13 protein-coding genes, 2 tRNA genes and 1 pseudogene are annotated in these 17,464 nt (G+C 62.1%); 10 read left to right on the forward strand and 6 right to left on the reverse strand.

Going from position 1 to position 17,464, the window contains the following annotated elements; genetic code table 11:
- Nucleotides 1-3 precede the first annotated feature (3 nt).
- Both ACYVOC_RS06375 and ACYVOC_RS06380 read left to right on the forward strand, forming a co-directional pair.
- Nucleotides 4-79, forward strand: a tRNA-Gly gene (locus tag ACYVOC_RS06375).
- 55 nt (nt 80-134) lie between these two features.
- Nucleotides 135-208: transfer RNA gene (locus ACYVOC_RS06380), tRNA-Cys, on the forward strand.
- Nucleotides 209-294: 86 nt separating this feature from the next.
- On the opposite strand, the gene ACYVOC_RS06385 is transcribed toward ACYVOC_RS06380, so the two are convergent.
- The gene (locus ACYVOC_RS06385) at nt 295-2,595 is read right to left on the reverse strand and encodes a TonB-dependent hemoglobin/transferrin/lactoferrin family receptor (protein ID WP_461161225.1); all 2,301 of its coding nucleotides are present in this window, start codon (nt 2,593-2,595) and stop codon (nt 295-297) included.
- Between the two features lie 230 nt (nt 2,596-2,825).
- On the opposite strand from ACYVOC_RS06385, the gene ACYVOC_RS06390 reads away from it, so the two are divergent.
- Nucleotides 2,826-4,550, forward strand: a complete 1,725-nt coding sequence (locus ACYVOC_RS06390) for a nitrite reductase (protein ID WP_116003464.1) — start codon at nt 2,826-2,828, stop codon at nt 4,548-4,550.
- Between the two features lie 83 nt (nt 4,551-4,633).
- Here ACYVOC_RS06390 and ACYVOC_RS06395 read toward each other — a convergent pair whose 3' ends face one another.
- On the reverse strand, nt 4,634-5,197 hold the full coding sequence (locus ACYVOC_RS06395) for a PadR family transcriptional regulator (RefSeq protein ID WP_116003465.1): 564 nt from the start codon (nt 5,195-5,197) through the stop codon (nt 4,634-4,636).
- 124 nt (nt 5,198-5,321) lie between these two features.
- On the opposite strand from ACYVOC_RS06395, the pseudogene ACYVOC_RS06400 reads away from it, so the two are divergent.
- Together ACYVOC_RS06400 and ACYVOC_RS06405 are read left to right on the forward strand one after the other, a co-directional pair.
- Nucleotides 5,322-7,331: pseudogene (locus tag ACYVOC_RS06400) on the forward strand (FAD-dependent oxidoreductase); the annotation flags it as partial.
- Nucleotides 7,332-7,897: 566 nt separating this feature from the next.
- The gene (locus ACYVOC_RS06405; protein WP_461161226.1) at nt 7,898-8,710 is read left to right on the forward strand and encodes a crotonase/enoyl-CoA hydratase family protein; all 813 of its coding nucleotides are present in this window, start codon (nt 7,898-7,900) and stop codon (nt 8,708-8,710) included.
- A gap of 26 nt (nt 8,711-8,736) precedes the next feature.
- Here ACYVOC_RS06405 and upp read toward each other — a convergent pair whose 3' ends face one another.
- The 4 genes from upp to ACYVOC_RS06425 all read right to left on the reverse strand — a co-directional run bounded on the left by upp (nt 8,737) and on the right by ACYVOC_RS06425 (nt 12,900).
- Nucleotides 8,737-9,366: a uracil phosphoribosyltransferase gene (upp, locus tag ACYVOC_RS06410; RefSeq protein WP_116003468.1), complete on the reverse strand. Its 630-nt coding sequence runs from the start codon at nt 9,364-9,366 to the stop codon at nt 8,737-8,739.
- A 31-nt stretch (nt 9,367-9,397) separates the two neighbouring features.
- Nucleotides 9,398-10,378 (reverse strand): threo-3-hydroxy-L-aspartate ammonia-lyase, encoded by a 981-nt coding sequence (locus tag ACYVOC_RS06415; RefSeq protein WP_116003469.1) that lies wholly within the window; start codon nt 10,376-10,378, stop codon nt 9,398-9,400.
- A gap of 130 nt (nt 10,379-10,508) precedes the next feature.
- On the reverse strand, nt 10,509-11,375 hold the full coding sequence (locus tag ACYVOC_RS06420) for a glycine-rich domain-containing protein (protein ID WP_461161227.1): 867 nt from the start codon (nt 11,373-11,375) through the stop codon (nt 10,509-10,511).
- A gap of 4 nt (nt 11,376-11,379) precedes the next feature.
- Nucleotides 11,380-12,900: a helicase HerA-like C-terminal domain-containing protein gene (locus tag ACYVOC_RS06425; RefSeq protein WP_461161228.1), complete on the reverse strand. Its 1,521-nt coding sequence runs from the start codon at nt 12,898-12,900 to the stop codon at nt 11,380-11,382.
- Between the two features lie 79 nt (nt 12,901-12,979).
- Between ACYVOC_RS06425 and ACYVOC_RS06430 the strand changes: the two genes are divergently transcribed.
- The 5 genes from ACYVOC_RS06430 (at nt 12,980) to rlmH (ending at nt 17,445) form a co-directional block, all read left to right on the forward strand.
- Nucleotides 12,980-13,699 carry a YebC/PmpR family DNA-binding transcriptional regulator gene (locus ACYVOC_RS06430; protein WP_116003471.1) on the forward strand — a complete coding sequence of 240 codons (720 nt, stop codon included), beginning with the start codon at nt 12,980-12,982 and terminating at the stop codon, nt 13,697-13,699.
- A 13-nt stretch (nt 13,700-13,712) separates the two neighbouring features.
- Nucleotides 13,713-14,996 (forward strand): phosphoribosylamine--glycine ligase, encoded by a 1,284-nt coding sequence (purD, locus tag ACYVOC_RS06435; RefSeq protein WP_116003472.1) that lies wholly within the window; start codon nt 13,713-13,715, stop codon nt 14,994-14,996.
- The gene (hemF, locus tag ACYVOC_RS06440) at nt 14,993-15,934 is read left to right on the forward strand and encodes an oxygen-dependent coproporphyrinogen oxidase (RefSeq protein WP_461161229.1); all 942 of its coding nucleotides are present in this window, start codon (nt 14,993-14,995) and stop codon (nt 15,932-15,934) included. Before purD ends, hemF begins: the two co-directional genes overlap by 4 nt.
- A 171-nt stretch (nt 15,935-16,105) precedes the next feature.
- Nucleotides 16,106-16,969 carry a ribosome silencing factor gene (rsfS, locus tag ACYVOC_RS06445; protein ID WP_461161230.1) on the forward strand — a complete coding sequence of 288 codons (864 nt, stop codon included), beginning with the start codon at nt 16,106-16,108 and terminating at the stop codon, nt 16,967-16,969.
- Nucleotides 16,970-16,977: 8 nt separating this feature from the next.
- Nucleotides 16,978-17,445: a 23S rRNA (pseudouridine(1915)-N(3))-methyltransferase RlmH gene (gene rlmH / locus ACYVOC_RS06450; protein ID WP_116003475.1), complete on the forward strand. Its 468-nt coding sequence runs from the start codon at nt 16,978-16,980 to the stop codon at nt 17,443-17,445.
- Nucleotides 17,446-17,464 lie beyond the last annotated feature (19 nt).

Here is a 17,464-nt window from a genome sequence, read left to right on the forward strand (position 1 = left end):
AATGCGGGAATAGCTCAGTTGGTAGAGCGCAACCTTGCCAAGGTTGAGGTCGAGAGTTCGAGACTCTTTTCCCGCTCCAATTTTCAAAAAAGGGAAGCAATTGCTTCCCTTTTTTATAAATTACACGGTTCTCTGGCGCGGTAGCAAAGCGGTTATGCCCCGGATTGCAAATCCGGTTAGTCCGGTTCGACTCCGGACCGCGCCTCCAAAAATATTCCCCAATAAAAAGCCGCTGGCTCTATCGAGAGCGCAGCGGCATTTTTATTGCCGGCGCGCGGAACGCGCCGTGCGCCTTCAGAAATCCATGACCAAAGCGACGTGAAAGCTGCGCCCAGGCTGGGTATAGGCATCGTTGGTAGTAGATGCTGCCGTCAGGCCATAGACGTCGGGCCACATCCAGTATTTCTGGTTGGTGAGGTTGTGCACTGCCAGATTTAAGCGCATGTTCTTCTGAAAGCGCCATTGCGCGGACAGGTCGAGCGTTGTTGCCGATGGAATGGTAAACTGCGTGTTGGGTAGCTTGACAGAAGATGCGCTGTCGATGTCCTTGCTTGTTTTGGCTGCATGGTGGCGCATGTCGAGACGCATGCCCCAGGCAGCGGTGTCGTACTTGACGCCCAGGGCCAGCTGCGCCGGGTCAATCGAGTTGATCGGTTTTCCGGTAGCGCGGTTTACGCCGCGCGTTTTCCCGTAGGAGAACGGGGTTGCCCAGCGTCCGCCGGCATAACGTCCCCAATCGTATTGGCCCTTGACTTCGAAGCCGCTGATGCGCGCACGCTCAGTGTTGATGGTCTGGAAAATGCGAGGATCTGCAGCCGTGCCTGTGCCCCGTATGAGCACAGTGTCCATGATGAGGTTCGAATAGTTGCTGGTGAACGCTGCCACATCCAGGCTCAGGCGCTCCATTCGGCCACGTACGCCAACTTCAAATCCCCGGCTTTTCTCAGGCTTGAGGTTGGGGTTGGGGATGATGACGACCTGTTCCGCCATGTTTTCATAGTAGCCGTTGACCTGACCCGCGTCAGGGGCACGGAAGCCGGCCGAGTACTGGCCGAAAACGCTCCAGATAGGTGTGGCACGGTACAGCGCACCGATTTTCGGTGACAGGGCAGATCCCGAGAGTGACTGGCCGGGCTGTTTCGCAGGTGGGGAGAAACCGGCTTGGCTGGTGACATTGAGATCGAAGTGGTCGAAGCGCAAACCGGGGGTCAAGCTCCAATTTCCATACACCGATTCGTCCTGCAGATACAGCGCGCTCGTGGTCTCACGGGTATCGGGGAAGCGCTTGAGAGGAAACACCTCGGGCGGCAGTGGCTCCAGGCCTGTGTACACATTGCTGATGTCGCTGCGCACGTGGTCCAGTCCGTAGGTGATTTTGTGGGCCCAGTCGCCACTGCGCAGTGTTTTGTCGGCCTGTAGGCCGGCTTGCCAAGTCTTTTCGCTGTAAGAATTGTCACGTACGCGCAAGGGCAGGGTATTGCGCACGCTGGTACCCAGTTGGCGCGATGCGGCATGCTGCACGGCAATCAACGTCTGGGCGGTGTCGGCCCAAGGCGCGCCCAGGTCGAAGTGGGCATTCCAGGTCAGGCGGTCGCGCTCCAGCGAGCGCGTAGAGTATTCGTCCACGATGGCTCCTGCGATCTGGGCGGGTGTGCCCCGCAGCGGCAAGGGGGCGCGGCTTGAAAGCAGGTTGACATCCGTTTTCTTTTCCACATGTTCCAGCGTGAAGATGTGTCGTTGCCCGGCATGTGGCCGCAGCACGATCTTTCCGAGTAATGCGTTGTCGCGGTCGCGCTGTGGATTGGGCTGGGTGCGGTTGCTGTTGGGCTCGCCATTGCTGCCCATGTTGTCCATGGCGTGGGCGCCGTGCGTGGTGGTGGTCAGCATCCACTGCAGGGTATCGCTGGCTTGACCGGCCACCGTACCAGCCAGCGTGTGACCGTTGTCATCGCTGCTCCAGCCTGCAGACACGCGGCCCCCCAGGGTGCGTGGCGCGCCATCATCTTTGGACGCCAGGAAATCGGTTGGCTCCATCGTGATGAAGTTGACCAGTCCGGCCATGCCGTCGGAGCCATACAGGGCGGACGCCGGGCCACGCACCACTTCAATCCGCTTGAGCAGTTCCAGCGACAGGTATTCGCGGTCGAATGTGGTGGTGCGGAAGGCATAACTGCGCGGCATGCGCACACCATCGACCATCAGTAAAACCCGGTTGCCCCCCAAGCCGCGGATGTTAATGCCCACGTTGCCATCGCGCCCAGCGCTGGCGGTGGTGCCGCCCACCGAAAACCGGGAGGGGGATCGCTTGACCGATACATTGGGTAAATCCTGCAGGGCTTCCCGCAGGGTACGGTTTTGCTGGTCACCCATCGCACGTGCGTCGATCACATCGAACGATAGCGGCAGATCGTCCGCTGCTTTTTCGTTGCGTGATCCACTGACCACCACTTCGCCCAAGGTGGCTGGTGCGCTATGGGTTTGCGCGCTGCTCTGTGCTTGGGCCGTGCTCAGGGCCAGGCCGGCAAGCCAAAGCAGTGCGACCAAGCTGCGCAGGGGCGCAGCCTTTTGTCGGCGGTGAAAATTCAATGCGAACATGGAGTTTTGGGAGTGGTCGGCACGTCCGAGTGGCGCCGTTGTTGAATTATTGGGGGTCGTGATTGCATAAAGTTGCAGATCACGTGTGAATTTGCTCTGGATCAATGAATGACCTTATCATCAGTAGGAATAATATAGGAAAGCCCCGCTGGATTAGTCGTCGCAGCCCTCAGCGGGCAGTCCCTTGAAGGGTCTCTCCTTCTGGGCAGCGGCATATAAGGAGTCTTTCCATGACAACCCGCAAGCTGGCGCAACTCACGGCCCTGGCACTTTCTACGCTGGCACTGGCTGCCACGGCCCAAGGCACGAATAAGCCGGGCATGTCTGCCCCTGAGGTGAATTACCAGGCAGGTTCGTCGCCATTGGGCGACGTGCCCATGTACCAGAGTTCGAACCCCAAGGCGCCGAAGATGACGCAGGCCGAGTTTGATCGGGCCCGTCAAATCTATTTCGAGCGCTGCGCTGGTTGCCACGGCGTGCTGCGCAAAGGTGCTACCGGCAAACCCTTGACACCCGATATCACGCTGGAAAAGGGCACGGATTACCTCAAGGTTTTCATTGCCTACGGCTCACCCGCTGGTATGCCTAACTGGCAAACCTCCGGTGAAATGACCGAAGCCGATGTGGATCTGATGGCACGCTACGTGCAGCAAGATCCCCCTGTCCCGCCGGAATTCGGTATGGCAGACATGAAGAAGACGTGGAAGGTTGTGATTCCTCCGGACCAGCGTCCGAAGAAGAAGATGAACAACTACAACATCAGCAACATCTTCTCGACCACGCTGCGCGATGCGGGTGAGATTGCGCTGATTGACGGCGACACCAAGGAAATCATCAGCGTTCTGAAGACTGGCTATGCCGTGCACATCTCGCGCATGTCGGCCTCGGGCCGCTACTTGTTCGTGATTGGCCGCGACGCCAAGGTGAACATGATTGACATGTGGATGGAAAAGCCCGACACCGTGGCTGAAATCCGCACGGGCCTTGAAGCGCGTTCGGTCGAGAGCAGCAAGTTCAAGGGCTTTGAAGACAAGTACGCGATTGCCGGAACCTACTGGCCGCCCCAATTCGTCATCATGGATGGCGACACGCTGGAGCCCCTCAAGATCGTCTCGACCCGCGGCAACGTGGTGGGCACGCAGGAATACCACCCTGAGCCCCGTGTGGCCTCGATTGTGGGTAGCCACTTCAAGCCTGAGTTTGTCGTGAACGTCAAGGAGACCGGCAAGACCCTGATGGTGGATTACTCTGACCTGAAGGCACTGAAGATGACCGAAATCGGTTCGGCACCTTTCCTGCACGACGGCGGTTTGGATTCCACCAAGCGTTACTTCATGGTGGCGGCCAATAACAGCAACAAGATTTCGGTTTTTGACCTGAAAGAAGACAAGCTGGCGGCCATCGTCGATGTGGGCAAGATTCCCCATCCCGGCCGCGGCGCGAACTTCACGCACCCGAAATTTGGTCCTGTCTGGGCTACGGGCCACTTGGGTGACGAAACGATCTCTTTGATCGGCACCGATCCCAAGAAGAACAAGCAGTACGCTTTCAAGGAAGTGGCCAAGCTGACAGGTCCTGGCGGTGGCGCTCTGTTTATCAAGAGCCACCCCAAGTCCAACCACCTGTATTCGGATGCGCCTCTGAATCCTGATCCGAAGATTTCCCAGTCGGTGGTGGTGTACGACATCAAGAACCTGGAAAAGGGCTATGTCACGCTGCCGATCGCCGAGTGGGCAGACATCAAGGACGACGGTGCCAAGCGCGTCGTGCAGCCTGAGTTCAACAAGGCCGGCGACGAAGTCTGGTTCTCGGTGTGGAGTGCCAAGAACAAGATCAGCGCAATGGTGATCGTGGACGACAAGACGCTCAAGCTGAAGAAGGTGATCAAGGATCCACGTCTGATCACGCCTACCGGCCACTTCAACGTGCACAACACGCAGCACGACGTGTATTGATCGTGCAAATGCGCGCGCAGGCCTCTGGGCCTGTATCGTGCAACGAGGCCACCGATCCCTGAGGATTTGGTGGCCTTTTTTGTTTATGGGGTGGAAGTTGCCTCGGGCGCTGCCAGTTGCGCCAGAACGCCCAACATTTCCTGCGCCCAGGCGATGGAGCCTTGCTCGTACAGAATGCCCTTTTTCAGGATCATGTGCTGGATTTGTGCGTGGCGGGAAAGCGTGCGGCCGACTGGAAAATCGCGCATTTCAATGGTTTGGTAGTGCGCCAGCTTTTCGCGGTGGAGTTGCAGGTGGCGCGCCAGTTCCGGGCGCAGGTCTATTTCCGACAACACAGCGTCCGCGCGCAGCTTGACCATGAATTCATCGCGCAGGTCCATGGGTGCCGAGGGCTGCTCCGCCCAGCGTGCCAGCTCCTCACGACCCGCCACCAGGACCCGATATTCCTTCTTTCGCGTTTTGCCTGCATCGGCTGGGATGCTGCTGGCGATCCAGCCTGCGCCTTCCATGCGGGCCAGTTCGCGGTAAATCTGCTGGTGCGTGGCGTGCCAGAAATAGCCAATCGATTTGTCGAACCGCCGCGCCAGATCGTAGCCCGAGGAGGGTTTTTCGAGCAATGATGTGAGAACAGCATGGGCCAGCGACATAGGCAAAGTGTAGCGTCGTCAAAAAACTATGCACCTGGTTGCATAAATAAAAAAACGCCCGTACACTTTTGTGCAACTGGTTGCATAGACAACTGGATTTTCTTACTTCCACAAGGATTCCACGATGACCACCTTCCCCCACATGCTCGCACCCCTCGATCTGGGCTTCACCACCCTCAAGAACCGCGTGCTCATGGGTTCCATGCACGTCGGCCTGGAAGAAGCCAAAGACGGCTTTGCCCGCATGGCCGCCTTTTATGCCGAGCGTGCGCGTGGCGGTGTCGGCTTGATCGTGACGGGCGGCATTGCACCCAACGACCGCGCACGCCCCATGCCGGGCGGTGCTGCCATGACCACCCAGGCCGAGGCGGACAAGCACAAGGTGGTGACGCAGGCGGTGCACGATGCGGGGAGCAAGATTTGTATGCAAATCCTGCATTTTGGCCGCTACGCCTACCATCCCGAACTGGTGGCGCCCAGCGCTTTGAAAGCGCCCATCAGTCCCTTCCGTCCGCATGCGTTGACGAGTGAAGAAGTCGAGCAGACGATTGAAGACTACGCCAATGCCGCTGCCCTGGCGCAAAGCGCTGGCTACGACGGTGTGGAAATCATGGGCTCCGAGGGCTACCTCATCAATGAGTTCATCGCCCAGCAGACCAACCACCGTGACGATGAATGGGGTGGCCCGTATGCCAACCGTATCCGTTTCCCGCTGGAAATCGTGCGGCGCACGCGCGCCCGGGTGGGGGCCAACTTCATCCTGATCTTCCGCCTCTCCATGCTGGATCTGGTAGAAGGCGGCTCCACCACCGAGGAGGTGATCGAACTGGCGCAGGCGCTGGAAAAGGCGGGCGTCACCATCCTCAACACCGGCATCGGCTGGCATGAGGCGCGCATTCCAACAATAGCCACCAAGGTGCCGCGCGGCGCGTTTGCCTGGGTCACGCAGCAGCTCAAAGGCAAGGTCGGTATTCCGCTGGTCGCGACCAACCGCATCAACACACCCGAAGTAGCCGAAGAGATTCTGGCGGGCGGCATGGCCGACATGGTGAGCATGGCGCGGCCCTTCCTGGCCGATCCCGAGTTCGTCAACAAGGCGGCTGCCGGCCAGTCAGACCAGATCAACACCTGCATCGGCTGCAACCAGGCCTGTTTGGACCACACCTTTGGCGGCAAGATCACTTCGTGCCTGGTCAATCCGCGCGCCTGCCACGAAACCATTTTGGTGATGCAGCCCTTGACCCGCAAAGAGCGCGTTGCTGTCGTGGGTGCCGGCCCGGCAGGTTTGGCGTTTGCTACCGAAGCAGCGCGCCGGGGCCTGGATGTGACGCTGTTCGATGCGGCGCAGGAGATTGGCGGCCAGTTCAATATCGCCAAGCAGGTGCCGGGCAAGGAAGAGTTCTACGAGACCTTGCGCTACTTCGGCAAGCAGATCGAGCTGACGGGCGTCAAGCTCCAACTGGGCCGCAAGGTGGCAGCGCACGATTTGGTCGCTGAGGGCTTCAAGCAGGTGGTGCTCGCCACCGGCATCGTGCCGCGCACACCGGAAATTGAGGGTGTGAACCATCCCAAGGTACTGAGTTACCTCGATGTCTTGCGCGACAAGAAAACTGTGGGCAAGAACGTGGCCGTGATTGGCGCGGGCGGCATTGGCTTTGACGTCTCCGAATACCTGCTGCACGAGGGCGTAAGCCCCAGCCTGAGCAAGCCGAAGTTCTTCGCCGAATGGGGCGTGGACACCACGGGCGCCAACCGGGGCGGCTTGCAAGAAGCCCACCTGGGCGAGATTCCCCGCAAGATCTACCTGCTGCAGCGCAAGACCAGCAAAGTGGGCGAGGGCCTGGGTAAGACCACCGGCTGGATTCACCGCACCTCACTCAAGAACCGCCATGTGGAAATGGTCCCCGGCGTGCAGTACCGCAAGGTGGACGACGCCGGCCTGCACATCACCGTGGACGGCAAAGACAGCGTGCTGCCGGTGGACAACGTCATCCTCTGCGCCGGGCAAGACCCGCAGCGCGAACTGCAGGCCGCACTCGAAGCCGCAGGTTGCACCGTGCACCTGATTGGCGGCGCCGACAAGGCGGTCGAACTCGACGCTAAGCGGGCCATCCAACAGGGCACCGAACTGGCACTGCGCCTGGACCCTTCTGCGAAGAAGGAAGAGGCCCCGCAGGCCAAGGGCTTCGCTCAGATGCTGACGCCGAGGGTGGCTGAGAGCCTGGCGAAATGGCATGCCATGGTGGCTGAGGCTAGCCTGGCCGAGCTGCCCTCCATCCTGCACCCCAAGGCGGTTTTTCGCTCGCCCATGGCGCACACGCCGTACCCGAGCGCACAGGCGGTGCAGCTGATTCTGGGTACGGTGGTCAAGGTGTTTGAAGACTTCGCCTACCATCGCGAAATGGCCAGTGCCGACGGCAAGAGCGTGGTGCTGGAGTTCAGCGCCAAGGTGAACGGCAAAGAGCTCAAAGGCATCGACATGATCCAGTTCGACGACGAAGGAAAAATCGTCGACTTCGAAGTCATGGTGCGCCCCATGAGCGGCCTGCAGGCCCTGGGTGACGAGATGGCCAAGCGCCTGGCGCCCTATCTGGCCGCCATGAAGGGCGCCAAGGCATAACGAAACGCTACTTAATTGATAGCTTGTAACGCTTGCTGAACAAGCGTTAGAGGCCAAAAACTTAAATATTGGAGTCCTCCATGCAATTTGAAACGCTGACCGTCTCGCTGGAAAACCACATCGCTACTGTGCGCCTGAACCGCCCGGACAAGGCCAACGCCATGAATGCCGCCATGTGGCAGGAGATCCGCCAGGCATTTCAATGGATCGATGCCACCCCCGAGGCCCGCGTGGCCGTGCTGCAAAGCGAAGGCAAACTCTTCACCGCCGGCATCGACCTGCAAATGATGATGGGCCTGGGCCCGCAGATCCAGAACGACTGCGAAGGGCGCAAGCGCGAGGCGCTGCGCCGCGTCATTCTCGACATGCAGGACACGCTTACCAGCCTGGAGCGCTGCCGCAAGCCCGTGCTGGCTGCGATCCATGGCGCCTGCGTGGGCGGTGGAATCGACCTCATCACCTGCGCCGACATGCGCTACGCGAGCAGCGACGCCTACTTCACTATCAAGGAAATCGACATCGGTATGACGGCCGACGTCGGCACGCTGCAGCGCCTGCCCAAGCTGGTGGGCGAGGGCATCACACGCGAACTGGCCTACACCGGCCGCAAGTTCGATGCGGCAGAAGCCAAAGAGATGGGTCTGGTGAACCGTGTTTTCGACTCGCGAGATGCCCTGTACGCAGGTGTGCAAGAGATTGCCGCCACCATTGCCGCCAAGTCACCGCTGTCGATTCGCGGCACCAAGGAAATGATCACCTACGCCCGCGACCACTCGGTGGCCGACAGCCTGAACTACATCGCCACCTGGAACGCGGCCATGCTGATGAGCGAAGACCTCACCGCTGCAATGACGGCCAGCATGACCAAGCAGACGCCCAGCTTCAAGGACTGAGCGCCGCCGGTGGGCGACCGCGGCACTTATTTGGTGCCAAAAATCCGGTCGCCCGCATCGCCCAGCCCCGGCAGGATGTAGCCGTGGTCGTTCAGCTCGCGGTCGATGGCCGCCGTGTAGATGGGTACGTCGGGGTGGGCCTTTTGCATTGTCGCAATGCCTTCGGGAGCGGCCAGCAGGCAGACAAACTTGATGGACTTGGGGTGTGTCTGCTTGAGGCGCGCTACGGCGGCGGCGGCCGAATTGCCGGTGGCCAGCATGGGGTCCACCACGATGATGTCGCGCTCTTCCATCTCGGACGGCATCTTGAAGTAGTACTCCACCGGCTGCAGCGTGGCCGGGTCGCGGTACAGGCCAATGTGGCCCACGCGCGCGCCGGGAATCACGTTGAGCATGCCGTCCAGAAAACCATTGCCGGCGCGCAAGATGGAGACCAGTACCTGCTTCTTGCCGTCGATGACCTTGCCGGTCATGGTCTCCAGCGGTGTTTCAATCTCGATGTCCTGCAGCGGCATGTCGCGCGTGACTTCGTAGGCCATCAGCGTGCTGAGTTCGCCCAGCAGGCGGCGAAAGCTGTTGGTGCTGGCGTCCTTGCGGCGCATCAGGGTCAGCTTGTGCTGTACCAGGGGGTGGTCGATGAGGTGGACGTTGCTCATGGGGGAAAACTCGGTGGATAAAAAGCAGGTTTCAGTCTGCCAGAAAGCGGGCGTAGCGCGGCAGGTCGACGTTGCCGCCGCTGATGATGATGCCCACGCGGGAGCCGCGGATGTCCAGCCCGGCATGCCGTGCACCCGCCAGGGCCAATGCGCCAGTGGGCTCGACCACGATCTTCATGCGCTCAGCAAAAAAGCGCATGGCTTGCACCAGTTGCTCGTCGCTGGCGGTAACGATGCCTTCGGCCTCTCGCTGGGCGATGTCAAACACCATGGGGCCGAGTGCCTGCGCTAGCGCTCCGTCGGCAATGGTGCTGCGCGGCAGCGGGATACGCACGATGTGTCCGGCCCGCAGCGATTGCTGGCCGTCGTTCGCTACTTCGGGCTCCACGCCGTAAACACGGCACAGCGGTGCCACGGCCTTGGTGGCCAGCAGGCTACCTGCCAGCAGCCCACCGCCGCCCACGCCCACGAACAGGTAGTCCAGCCGGGGCACTTCTTCCAGCAGCTCCAGTGCAGCGGTGCCTTGCCCGGCGATAACGTGGCGGTTCTCTGAGGGGGCGATCAGCACCATGCCGCGCTCCAACGCCAGTCGCTGGCAAATGATTTCGCGGTCTTCGGCGGCGGGGTCGTAGGTCAACACCTGGGCGCCGTATTCGCGCGTGGCGGCCATTTTGGCGGTGGGCGCGTTGTCGGGCATCAGCACCAGCGCCGGCATGTCCAGCAGCCGTGCGGCCAGGGCGATGGCCTGTGCGTGGTTGCCTGCCGAAAAGGTGATGACACCGCGTTCACGCTGGTCTGCGTCCAGCTGGGCCAGCGCGTTGAAGGCCCCCCGGAACTTGAAGGCGCCGGTGCGCTGCAGGTTTTCGCACTTGAAGAACAGTTGCGCACCCAGCATTTCATCGATCGAGCTGGAACGCAGCACGGGCGTGCGGTGCGCAACACCCTTGAGCTTGTGGGCGGCCTCCACGACATCGTGGGCGGTCGGTGCAATCAGGTCTGGCAGGACGTTCATGTCAGTTTCCTCGGGCCATGGGCGCAGGTGTTGCGCCGAGAGGTATCTTAGGGTGAACCACGGTGTTTAGCAAAGAAAATACCCTGTAGCGCTTGTAAATAAAGCGCTTGCAGCTATGGATTTTGATGAATCAATCGCCACCACCGTCGCTACCGCCATCACCGCTGTCGCCGTCATCGCCAAAGCCACTATCGCCGCCATCACTGCCGCTGGTTTTTCTTCGTGCGGGTTCGGCGCCCCCAAAGTCCAAGAAGTTGCCAGTGAAATTGCTGTCCGAAAAATCGGTGCCGAAGTACGGCGTGCCTGCGGGTCTGTGGTGGCCATCGGGCTTGGCGATACCCTGGGGCCCAGGCGCATAGTGAAAACCGTCGGGTATGGCCAGCTTGGTATCGAGCGCAAACAGCAGGGGGAGGCGGCTCGGGAGTCGCGGGTGGATCGCTTCGTCCTTGCAGGCCCAGTACCAGGCGCGGCGCAGCCCATCGTTGTGGTGGGCCTTTTTGCCCAGCACCTGGGCGGGTGAGTGTTCGGGTACGTAGCCCAGCGCGTTCTGGCACCAGTGCTGATAGGTCTGGGGAATTTGGCTAAAGGCGTTCCACAGGGCGTCCACGGCGCGCGAGGGCATGGCCACAAAATGCTTGTCACTGCGCAGGCAGGCCATGAAAAACTGGCGCAGGCCGCGCTCAACCAGGTCGGCGTCCTTGGGGCTCAGCAGCGGATAGGTGTCGCGCAGTTTGCGCTTGAGGAGCTGGGGCAGGGGGGCTTCGCGTATGAAACGTTCGCGCACGGCCAGCGCCCAGCGCCGGGCACCCATGACGGCCAGCAGCGTGCAAACCAGGTAGACGGTCCAGCGCCCCTCGGGCTCCCACCAGCCTACCGGTACGCCGACCAGCGCGATGACCCAGGGGACGGCGGCCAAAGGCACCAGAAGGCCGGAGACCCGCAGCAGCAGGTGTTCAAAACCGGTCATGGTCGGTGCCACTTTGGCGCTTGCAAGCATGGTGTTATCGCTTTCGTCCGCCAAAGATGCTGCCCAACACGCCGCGCAAAATTTCGCGGCCCAGCGTGGTGCCCATGGTGCGCACAGCGGACTTGGCCATGGTTTGCGCCAGTCCATCGCGCTGGCCGCCGCGCGGGCCTGTGGTGCCAAACAAGACATCGTTCAGGCCACCCATCATTCCACCGCCTTCGTTGGCAGGGGCCGGGGGAGTGCCTTTGTTGCTGCCTGTCGGGGCTTGTGTTGCGGTGGCGGCGGCGCGGCTCTTGAGTTTTTCGTAGGCTGACTCCCGGTCGACGGTGTTTTCGTAGACACCCGCCACCAGCGAGCCTGCCACCAGGCTTTGGCGCTGCTGCGGCGTGATGGGCCCCAGCTGGCTGCCAGGGAGCAGCACATAAACGCGCTCAGTCACACTGGGCCGGCCCTTGGCGTCCAGAAGACTCACCAGGGCTTCGCCCACCGCCAGTTCGGTGATGGCTGCCTCAATGTCCAGCCCCGGTTTTTGGCGCATGGTGGTGGCCGTGGCTTTCACCGCTTTCTGGTCGCGCGGCGTGAAGGCCCGCAGCGCGTGCTGCACACGGTTACCCAGCTGTGCCAGCACGCTGTCGGGGATGTCGAGCGGGTTCTGGGTGACAAAGTACACGCCCACGCCCTTGGAGCGCACCAGGCGCACCACCAGCTCGATGCGCTCGATGAGCACCTTGGGCGCTTCGTTGAACAACAGGTGGGCTTCGTCGAAGAAGAACACCAGCTTGGGCTTTTCGGGATCGCCGATTTCAGGCAATTGCTCGAACAGCTCGGACAGCATCCACAGCAAAAAGGTGGCGTACAGGCGTGGCGAGTTCATGAGCTTGTCGGCCGCCAGGATGTTGACCACGCCCTGGCCGTCCACCGTCTGCATGAAGTCCTGGATGTCGAGCATGGGCTCGCCAAAGAACTGCGTACCGCCTTGTTGCTCGATCTGCAGCAGTCCGCGCTGGATGGCGCCCACACTGGCGGCGCTGATGTTGCCGTACTCGGTCGTAAATTCTTTCGCGTTGTCGCCCACATATTGCAGCATGCCGCGCAGGTCTTTCAGGTCCAGCAGCAGCATGCCGTTGTCGTCGGCAATCTTGAACACGAGGTTGAGCACGCCCAGCTGCGTCTCGTTCAGGTTGAGCATGCGGCCCAGCAGCAGTGGGCCCATGTCTGAAATCGTGGCCCGCACGGGGTGGCCTTGCTCGCCAAAAACGTCCCACAGCGTGGTGGGGCAGGCGCCGGGTGTGGGCAGCTCCAGCCCGCGCTCCTTGAGCACGGCGGCCAGCTTGTCGGCGATCTTGCCGGGCTGGCTGATGCCGGTGAGGTCGCCCTTCACGTCGGCCATGAATACGGGTACGCCGATGCGCGAGAAGTTCTCGGCCAAGGTCTGCAGGGTCACGGTTTTGCCCGTGCCGGTGGCGCCGGTGATGAGCCCATGGCGGTTGGCCAGGCCCGGGAGCAGGTGGCATTCGATGGTGTCGTGCTTGGCAATCAGCAGGGGTTCGGCCATTTCGGGTTTCCTCGGGGGTCGCGGTGCGGGCAAAAGTAAAATCGGGCACAGTAGATTAAATCAATACGAAGGACTTCCCATGGCAGGACACAGCAAATGGGCGAATATTCAGCACCGCAAGGGGCGCCAGGATGAAAAACGCGGAAAAATCTGGACGCGCATCATCCGCGAGATCACCGTAACGGCGCGTGCCGGTGGCGGTGATCTGTCGACCAACCCGCGTCTGCGCCTGGCAGTGGACAAGGCCAAGGCGGCCAATATGCCGGCCGACCGCATCAAATACAACATCGACAAAGCCTCGGGCACGCTCGAAGGTGTGAACTACGAGGAAATCCGCTACGAAGGCTACGGTATCGGCGGCGCGGCCATCATTGTGGATACCATGACCGACAACCGTGTGCGCACCGTGGCCGAAGTGCGCCACGCTTTCAGCAAGCATGGCGGCAACATGGGCACGGAAGGCTCGGTGGCTTTCCAGTTCAAGAACGTAGGGCAGCTGATTTTTGCGCCAGGCACCAATGAGGACAAGGTGATGGAGGTGGCGCTGGAAGCTGGCGCCGACGATGTGGTCACCGACGAAGAAGGCGCCATCGAGGTGCTGACTGCGCCAACCGAATTCGAGGCCGTGAAAAACGCGCTGGAGGCGGCGGGACTGGTTCCCGCCGACGCAGGCGTCACCATGCGGCCCGACCTCACCATTGAGTTGACCGGCGACGATGCCGAACGCATGCAGAAACTCCTGGACGTGCTCGAAGACCTCGACGACGTGCAGGAAGTCTTTCACAACGCAGCCCTCTGAGTCAGGCGGAAAAATGAAAGTACTTGTCATTGGCGGCGGTGGCCGCGAACACGCCATCGCCTGGAAGCTGCGGCAGTCGCCCAAGGTCACCCAGGTGTATGTGGCTCCGGGCAACGGGGGCACGGCGCTGTCGGCCGATCTGCAGAACATCGATATGACCGATGTGCGCGCTCTGCGCGAATGGGCGCAGAAGGAAAAGATTGGCCTGACCGTGGTCGGCCCAGAGGCGCCGCTGGCCGCTGGCGTGGTCGATGAATTCCGTGCCCATGGCCTGCGCATCTTCGGGCCCACCAAGGCGGCCGCGCAGCTGGAGAGCTCCAAAGCCTTCTCCAAGGCCTTCATGCGCCGCCACGCCATCCCCACGGCCGACTACGACACTTTCACCGACCCGGCGCAGGCCCACGCTTTTGTGGACCGCCTGGGCGCGCCCATCGTCATCAAGGCCGATGGCCTGGCAGCGGGCAAGGGTGTGGTGGTGGCCATGACACTGCAGGAGGCCCACGATGCGGTGGACTTCATGCTGGTGGACAACAAGTACGGCGCGGTGCACAACGAAGGGGGCGCGCGCGTCGTCATCGAAGCGTTTCTGGAGGGTGAAGAAGCCAGTTTCATCGTGCTGTGCGACGGCAAGAACGTTGCGGCGCTGGCCACCAGCCAGGACCACAAACGCCTGCAGGATGGCGACCAGGGCCCCAACACGGGCGGCATGGGTGCGTATTCGCCAGCACCCGTGGTCACGGCCGATGTGCATGCCCGTGCCATGCGCGAAATCATCCTGCCCACCATCCGCGGTATGGAAAAGGACGGCATCCCCTACACCGGCTTCCTGTATGCGGGCCTGATGATCGACGCCCAGGGCCACCCGAAGACGCTGGAATTCAACTGCCGCATGGGTGACCCCGAGACCCAGCCCATCCTGATGCGCCTCAAAAGCGACCTGTGTGAGCTGCTCGGCGCGGCCGTCGATGGCAAGCTCGACCAGGTGGAGCTGCAGTGGGACCGCCGCACTGCGTTGGGCGTGGTGATGGCCGCGCATGGTTACCCCGAGGCACCGCGCAAGGGCGACGCCATCAGTGGCCTGCCGCAAGACCAGGACGACGCCATGGTGTTCCATGCCGGGACCGAGCTGGTGGACGGCGTGGTGCGCACCAGCGGCGGGCGCGTGCTGTGCGTTACAGCCCTGGGCGACAGCGTGCGCCAGGCCCAGCAGCATGCCTACGATCTGGCACGCGGCATCCATTTCGATGGTGCGCAGATGCGCCGCGACATCGGCTACCGCGCCATCAAGAACCCATGAGCCAGGCCTTCAACACCGAAAGCACCGTGGCCCGTGTGCGCGGCTACCTGGTCGATTTGCAGGCGCGCATCATCGGTGCGCTCGAAGCGGCAGAGGGCGCGCGCGGCGCCCGCGCCGTCACCGACCCCTGGCGCAAGGCGCCGGGTGAGCTGCTGCAGGGCGACGGCATTACCCGCATCATCGAAGGCGGCCGCGTGTTCGAGCGCGCTGGCTGCGGCTTCTCGCATGTGCGCGGCCCGCAGCTGCCGCCGTCGGCCACGCAGCACCGGCCCGAACTGGCCGGCGCGCCGTTCGAGGCCATGGGTGTTTCGCTGGTGTTCCACCCGCGCAATCCCTATGTGCCCACGGTGCACATGAACGTGCGCATGATTGCGGCCGGGCATCCCGGCCAGGAGCCCGTGTGCTGGTTTGGCGGCGGCATGGACCTGACGCCGTACTACGGCTTTGAAGAAGATGCCGTGCACTTCCACCGCAGTTGCCGTGATGCCCTGGCGCCTTTTGGCGAGGACAAGTACCCGCGTTTCAAGCAATGGTGCGACGAATATTTTTACCTCAAGCACCGCAATGAGCAACGCGGTGTGGGCGGAGTCTTCTTCGACGACTTTTCCGAGCTGGGTTTTGAACAAAGCCTGGGCATGACGCAGGCTGTGGGCGATGCCTTTTTGGGCGCCTACCTGCCCATCGTTGACAAACGCCAGAACACAGCCTTTGGTGAGCGCGAGCGCGACTTCCAGCTCTACCGCCGGGGCCGCTATGTCGAGTTCAACCTGGTGTGGGACCGGGGCACGCATTTCGGCCTGCAGTCGGGCGGGCGCACCGAATCGATCTTGCTCTCCATGCCGCCGCTGGCGAGCTGGGAGTACCGCCGTGAGGCCCCCGAGGGCAGCCCTGAGGCCGAACTCACGCGCCGCTTCCTGGTGCGGCGCGACTGGCTTTGATGCTGGTCTACTATAATTTCAATAGCTTGAAGCGCTTGCCCCATTTGCCCTGAAGGCCAAAAACACCCAAAAACCCGTGCGGCGCGCATGCGCAACACCTGCGGAGCATTCCGCTGGTGACCTGCGGCGTTGCACGTTATATTGACCTTATCACCTCTGAACCACTGCCTGATGACCACCACCAAAACCTCGGAATCCGCCGCCAAAAAAGACGTCGCCAAACTCCAGCGCGCGATCGTTGATGGCCTGGAAGATGTCAAGGCGCAAGACATCCAGGTCTTCAACACCGAGCACCTGTCGCCGCTTTTCGAGCGCGTCATCGTGGCTTCGGGCACGTCCAATCGCCAGACCAAGGCGCTGGCCGCCAGTGTGCGCGACAAGGTGAAGGAAGCCGGGTTCGTCAAGCCCCGCATCGAGGGCGAAGACAACGGCGAATGGATCATCGTGGACTGCGGCGCCGCCGTGGCCCACATCATGCAGCCCACGATTCGCCAGTATTACCGCCTGGAAGAGCTCTGGGGCGACACCCCGGTGCGCCTCAAGCTCGGCGCTGCCAAGCCCGCGGCCCCGGCTGCGGCCAAGGTGCCCGCCAAGACTGCCGCCCGCCGTGCGGCCAAGGCTGCGGCCGAGCAGGGCACTGTGCCCGCCCAGTCCGGCCGCAAGGTGGCTGCCAAGGTCGCCAAGGCCACCGCGGCCAAAACTGCTGCAGCACCCAGCGCGGCCAAACCTGCCAGCAAACCCGCTGCCAAGGTGGCCCGCAAACCGGCCACCAAGACTGCTGTGAAGACCCCCGCAACCAAAACAGCGGTCAAGACCCCGGCCAGCAAAACGGCCGCCAAGCCAGCGGCCAAGGTCACCAAGCCAGCAACCAAAACCACCAAGGCACCGGCCGCCAAGACCCCCATCAAGACCGTGGTGGTCAAGCCGCGTGAGGCCACCAAGCCCACAGGCAAAGCGCCTGCCAAGACGACACGGGCCAAGCCCGAGGCCGCTGCCAAGGCCCCTGCCCGTAAAGCACCCGCCCGCAAGGCCTGACCCGGGCCATGCGGCTGCTGATCGTCGCAGTCGGGCAACGGGTGCCCGACTGGGCGCAAACCGCTTACGACGACTATGCCAAGCGGTTTCCGCACGAGCTCAAGGTGGAGCTCAAAGCAGTCAAAACCGAGCCGCGCGGCTCCAAGTCGCTGGAAACCCTCTACGCCGCCGAGCGCGAGCGCATCGAAGCCGCCATTCCCCGGGGCACCCGTGTGGTGGCGCTGGACGAGCGCGGCACCAGCCTGACCACCAAGGCGCTGGCCGAGCGCCTCCAAGGCTGGCAACTGGGCGGGGACGATGTGGCCCTGGTCATTGGCGGGCCCGACGGGCTCGACCCCGGTTTTCGCCAGGCAGCGCACGAACGCATTCGCCTGTCTGACCTGACCCTGCCGCATGCCATGGTGCGCGTGCTGCTGATCGAGCAGCTCTACCGCGCCTGGTCGGTCAATGCCGGGCACCCGTACCACCGGGAATAGCGCACCTTCTCGTTGTTGT

Source organism: Simplicispira piscis, assembly GCF_054783455.1.

Bases quoted from the DNA above. Each gene is read 5' to 3' on its own strand.
- ACYVOC_RS06385 (WP_461161225.1), bottom strand. From the start codon at position 2,595: ATGTTCGCATTGAATTTTCACCGCCGACAAAAGGCTGCGCCCCTGCGC.
- ACYVOC_RS06390 (WP_116003464.1), top strand. From the start codon at position 2,826: ATGACAACCCGCAAGCTGGCGCAACTCACGGCCCTGGCACTTTCTACG.
- ACYVOC_RS06395 (WP_116003465.1), bottom strand. From the start codon at position 5,197: ATGTCGCTGGCCCATGCTGTTCTCACATCATTGCTCGAAAAACCCTCC.
- ACYVOC_RS06405 (WP_461161226.1), top strand. From the start codon at position 7,898: ATGCAATTTGAAACGCTGACCGTCTCGCTGGAAAACCACATCGCTACT.
- upp (WP_116003468.1), bottom strand. From the start codon at position 9,366: ATGAGCAACGTCCACCTCATCGACCACCCCCTGGTACAGCACAAGCTG.
- ACYVOC_RS06415 (WP_116003469.1), bottom strand. From the start codon at position 10,378: ATGAACGTCCTGCCAGACCTGATTGCACCGACCGCCCACGATGTCGTG.
- ACYVOC_RS06420 (WP_461161227.1), bottom strand. From the start codon at position 11,375: ATGCTTGCAAGCGCCAAAGTGGCACCGACCATGACCGGTTTTGAACAC.
- ACYVOC_RS06425 (WP_461161228.1), bottom strand. From the start codon at position 12,900: ATGGCCGAACCCCTGCTGATTGCCAAGCACGACACCATCGAATGCCAC.
- ACYVOC_RS06430 (WP_116003471.1), top strand. From the start codon at position 12,980: ATGGCAGGACACAGCAAATGGGCGAATATTCAGCACCGCAAGGGGCGC.
- purD (WP_116003472.1), top strand. From the start codon at position 13,713: ATGAAAGTACTTGTCATTGGCGGCGGTGGCCGCGAACACGCCATCGCC.
- hemF (WP_461161229.1), top strand. From the start codon at position 14,993: ATGAGCCAGGCCTTCAACACCGAAAGCACCGTGGCCCGTGTGCGCGGC.
- rsfS (WP_461161230.1), top strand. From the start codon at position 16,106: ATGACCACCACCAAAACCTCGGAATCCGCCGCCAAAAAAGACGTCGCC.
- rlmH (WP_116003475.1), top strand. From the start codon at position 16,978: ATGCGGCTGCTGATCGTCGCAGTCGGGCAACGGGTGCCCGACTGGGCG.